The organism is Calditrichota bacterium (genome assembly GCA_014359355.1).
Taxonomy (GTDB): Bacteria; Zhuqueibacterota; Zhuqueibacteria; order JANLFK01; family Oleimicrobiaceae; genus Oleimicrobium.
On the sequence record JACIZP010000019.1, the window covers coordinates 1 to 4,665 of the forward strand.

Annotated in this window: 4 protein-coding genes; all 4 read left to right on the forward strand. The window is 61.9% G+C overall.

Features of this window, described 5'->3' with window-relative positions; translation table 11 throughout:
* Window positions 1-1,193, forward strand: a 1,193-nt coding sequence (gene hutU, locus H5U38_01020; protein ID MBC7185594.1) for a urocanate hydratase, incomplete at its 5' end; no start/stop codon positions are given.
* A 2-nt stretch (window positions 1,194-1,195) separates the two neighbouring features.
* Window positions 1,196-2,488 carry an imidazolonepropionase gene (locus H5U38_01025; GenBank protein ID MBC7185595.1) on the forward strand — a complete coding sequence of 431 codons (1,293 nt, stop codon included), beginning with the start codon at window positions 1,196-1,198 and terminating at the stop codon, window positions 2,486-2,488.
* On the forward strand, window positions 2,485-3,645 hold the full coding sequence (locus H5U38_01030; GenBank protein ID MBC7185596.1) for a DNRLRE domain-containing protein: 1,161 nt from the start codon (window positions 2,485-2,487) through the stop codon (window positions 3,643-3,645). Before H5U38_01025 ends, H5U38_01030 begins: the two co-directional genes overlap by 4 nt.
* 31 nt (window positions 3,646-3,676) lie before the next feature.
* A partial coding sequence (locus tag H5U38_01035) for a hypothetical protein (GenBank protein ID MBC7185597.1) occupies window positions 3,677-4,665 on the forward strand: 989 nt, incomplete at its 3' end.

Genomic DNA, 4,665 nt, shown 5'->3' on the forward strand with positions numbered 1-4,665 from the left:
CCTTGCGCGGTAAGTTTTTGCTCACCGGCGGACTGGGCAACATGGGAGGCGCCCAGGCGCTGGCCGCCAAGATGAACGGCGCCGCGTTTTTGGGGGTGGAATTCCGGCGGGAGGTGATCGAGCGGGTCATTCGCGAGGGCCTCTGCGATCGTCTGTGCGAAAGTCTCGACGAGGCGTTGAACCTGGTGCTGGCGGCAAAGGCACGAGGCGAGGCGCTCTCCGTTGGCTTGGTGGGCAACACCGCCGAAACCCATCCGGAGATTCTTCGCCGGGGTATCATACCCGATGTCGTCACCGACCAGACGTCGGCACACGAGCCTAAGAAATACTGGCCCAAAGGCCTCACGCGGCAGCAGGCCGAGCAGCTCCTGGCCGAAGATCCCCGTGCTTACGTGGAATTGGCAAAAGAGTCCATGGCTGAGCACGTCCGGGCGATGCTCGGGTTCAAGAGAGGCGGGGCAGTCGTGTTCGACTACGGGAACGGAATTCGCCAGTATGCGTACGAGAAGGGAGTGGCCGACGCATTTGACATCAAGGGGTTTGTTTTGGAATACATCCGGCCCCTCTTTTGCGAGGGACGTGGTCCATTTCGCTGGGCGGCCCTTTCTGGCGAGCCCGAGGACATATTCAAGATTGACCAGGTAATTCTCTCGGAGTTCTCCCACGACGGCGTTTTGACCAATTGGATCACCTTAGCCCAGAAGCACTTGGACTTCGGCAAGCTGCCGGGGCTGCCAGCCAGGGTCTGTTGGTTGGGATATGGCGATCGAGCAAGGCTCGGTCTGCGCATCAACGAAATGGTGGGGCGGGGAGAGCTCAAGGCGCCTATCGTTATTGGGCGCGACCACTTGGATTGCGGTTCAGTGGCTTCGCCTTTGCGCGAGACCGAGGGCATGCGTGATGGCTCCGACGCCGTGGCGGACTGGCCAATTCTCAACGCGTTGCTCAACGCGGTTTCCGGCGCAAGCTGGGTGGCAGTGCACGACGGTGGAGGAGTGGGACATGGCAAGGCCATTCATGCCGGCCAGGTCATTGTGGCGGATGGCACGCCCGAGATGGCCGTGCGCCTGGAGCGCGTCCTGACCAATGACCCAGGCATTGGCATTGCCCGCCATGTGGATGCCGGATATCCCGAGGCGATCGCCACTGCCCGCGCCAAAGGAGTCAAGATCCCCATGCTGCCCAAGGGGTAGACGTGCGGGTCGACCTCCTCATCGTCCATGCGGCGCAGGTAGCCACCCCTCTGGCGGAGGGTGATGGGAAAAGCCGCTTGCAGGTGGTGAGCGACGGGGCCGTTGCGATGGCTGGCGAGAAGGTCGTAGCTGTGGGCTCGTCGGCAGAGGTCGTCTCTTCCGTGGCCTGCCACGAAGGGACCAAGCTCATCGAGGCGCGGGGCAAGACGGTGACGCCGGGTCTGGTGGATGCCCACACGCACCTCGTGTTTGCCGGCAACAGGGTGGAGGAGTTCGAGTGGCGCACGCAGGGGAAGAGCTACGAGCAGATAGCTGCTGCCGGAGGAGGCATCCGCGCCAGCGTCCGCCAGTTGCGGCGGGCCACCAAGGAGGAGTTGGTGGAGGCCGCTTTGCCAAGGCTGGACCGGTTTCTGGCCAACGGCGTGACCACGGTGGAGGTAAAGAGCGGCTACGGACTCAGCCTCATGGATGAGATCAAGTCGCTTCAGGTCATCGCCGAGCTGGCGGACCTGCATCCGGTGGAGCTTGTGCCCACGCTGCTGGCGGCACACGAGGTGCCCGACGAGTATCAGGATCGACGCAACGAGTATCTGGACTTGATCGTCGAGCACATCATCCCGCGAGTGGCGGAGCAGAGACTTGCTGAGTTCTGCGATGTGTTCTGCGAGCGTGGCGTCTTTACCGTGGCGGAAGCGCGCCGCGTGCTGCTGGCTGGCAAAGCCCATGGCCTCAAGCCGAAGATTCACGCCGAGCAGCTCAGCAGGGCTGGCGGCGCGCAGTTAGCCGCCGAGGTGGGAGCTACCTCAGCGGACCATCTGGACTATGTGGACGAAGGGGACATCGCTGCATTGCGAGATGCGGGCGTCGTGCCGGTGCTCTTGCCTGGCGCGGTCTTTTTCCTTGGCAAGAGTCGCTACGCGCCGGCGCGGGAAATGCTGGCAGCAGGGCTGCCCGTTGCTCTGTCCACTGATTTTAATCCTGGAACGTGCATGAGCGAGTCGTTGCCCCTGATGATGACCTTAGCTTGCACCCAGATGCACATGACGCCGGCGGAGGTCCTGGTTGCCACCACTCTCAACGCGGCCCGCGCCATAGATCGCGCTTCTACGCTTGGGCAGCTGAGGGCGGGAGCCCAGGCGGATTGCGTCATTTGGGACGTGCCAGACTATCGCTGCATACCCTACCACTTTGGCGTGGAGTTGGCGCAGACGGTGATCAAGCGCGGACGAGTGGTCTATCGGCGACCCAGCGGGACCGCGATCGGCGCCACTGAAACTGACGAGGAACACGCATGAGATACTCCTGGGCGGCACCGGGTCTTTTCCTTCTGGCCCTGGCGGTCAATTGTAGCAAGAACGAAAAGCTCCCTTATGGCGTTGGTCTTGTGGATCGCATCGATACCGGGGCCGTCAAGGCGGTCGAAATTGCCCCGCCGGTGGCCGAGGTCAGCTACGAACGGGGCCGAGTGACCACGGGCAAGAGCCCCTATCTTCTCGCGGGCGAAGCGGATGGCTACCGTGCCGCCATCCTCATTCGCTTCGCTGCCCTTCCGGATAGCTCTGTGGTTGACCGCGCTACGCTCTGGTTGTCGCCGGCCTCTTACCGTGGCGCACCTGCTGCATTAGCGCTTAGTGCGCAACAGGTCACTGCCGCATGGAGTGAGGATTCGGTCACCTGGGCGAATTTCAGTGGGGACGGGGGTCCGCAGGTGGGCTGGGCAACTATGCTGGCTGGCGATTCGGTGCGAGTCGGTATTCCTATCGAGCCAGGGCTTGTCGGGGGTTGGATTGATAGCTCCGTGGCCAATTACGGCCTGTACATCACTGCCAGCGGTCCGGCTCTGCAAGAGTTCCACTCATTGCAGGCGACCGACACCACGCGGTGCCCGAGGCTGGAACTTAGCTACGTGCGCAAAGGAGTTGCCGACACCGCCCTGTTCAAGCCGAGTGGAGATGCGTTTCTGGTCACTTATGCCGGCTCGCTTCCTCCCGGCAGGTTGATGATCGCCAATGCCACAGGGTGGCGCGTGCTCGTCAAGTTCTCTTTGGATTCCATCCCGTCCGATGCGACCATCAACCGCGCGCGGCTGGAGTTGTGGCTGGACCAAAGCTTGACGAAACTGCGCGACACCGGGATGGCCATCGCCGGACGCCCAATTGTGAGCGAACCCTGGAACCCGCCCGATGTGGCTGTGGACACCACGATGAGTGTGCCCGTGGCTGCCATTGTGAAGGCAAGCGAGAAGCTCACCTTTTCGGTTTCCAGCGAAATTGCCGATTTCACTGCCATCGTGCAGGCCTGGACGTCGGGCAGGCTGCCCAACCGTGGACTGATGCTCTACTCCATGGGAGAGGGTTTGGATGCTTCCGAGGCGGTGCTCTTCTCTGCCGATGGAGATGCGGGTATGGTGCCGCGCTTGCTGGTGGAATACACCGTGCCCCCGCGCCCGTGAGACACCGCCTCATTCAACCCAGGAGGATATCGTGAGTTCTCTTCGCCGCTATCGCATGTCTATGCCTCTTGTGAGCGCCGCACTTGTCTTGGCCTCCCAGTTGTGTGAGGCCGGATCGCTCTACAGCTCCAAGGGGATTGGCTTGTGGCGCATCTACCCCAGCGGCCAGGGAGCGGGTATGGGAGGAGTCGGCATTGCCTTCATGGACAATCTCACCATCAACCTTTGCAATCCGGCGGCGCGCTACCCAGCCGGCTTCACGAGGGTGTCCACCGACGTGGGGTTCGATTTCTCCACAACTACCTCCTCAAGTGGCAGTGCAAGCGCTCACTACGGCCAGGCAAGCGGCTTTGCCATGCTGATACCTCTTGGCAAGAGGGCAACGTTTTCCGCAACGCTGGGCCCGGTGAGCGTCGTGCGCTATGCGGCGGCACATGCGGACACCCTGCCCGGCTATCAGTTCTCCCGCCAGGTGACCGGAGAAGGAGGATTGAACCAAGGCGAATTCTCCTTCTTTCTCATGCCCGTGCGGTACCTCTACCTGGGCGCCTCTGCTCACCTCTACTTCGGTCGGATACGCGAGACATGGGAGACAACCTTCTCGTCGACCGACTTCGTCAGCAGCAAAGACCGGTTTTCCAGTCATCTCGAAGGATTTGGCGGCACGTTCGGCGTTGTGCTCCGCCCCACAGCCCGCTGGAATATCGGCGCCGTCGTCTCGCCGCCTGCAGAGCTAAAGGTGGCCACAGACATCAAGCACGCTTTCCGTGGTAGCGATTCGACCTTGGAGAAGGAAACGCGCCTTCCTTTGAGGTGGGGCATTGGTGTCGCCTATCAGTGGCCTTTTGGCCTCACCGTGGGCGGCGACTATTACCGGCAGGAATGGAAAGAAGTGGTTCCCCTTTGGGAAGGACGCTACGCCTACGCCAACAGCTCGTACCTCATGATTGGATCGGAGTTCGTGCCCAGCCGTAGGCTCACTGACCCGTACTTGAAGAAGGTCGCGTATCGTGCAGGCTT

What these genes read in the sequence shown, in the direction of transcription:
- H5U38_01030 (MBC7185596.1), top strand. Translation starts at nt 2,485, where the DNA reads ATGAGATACTCCTGGGCGGCACCGGGTCTTTTCCTTCTGGCCCTGGCG.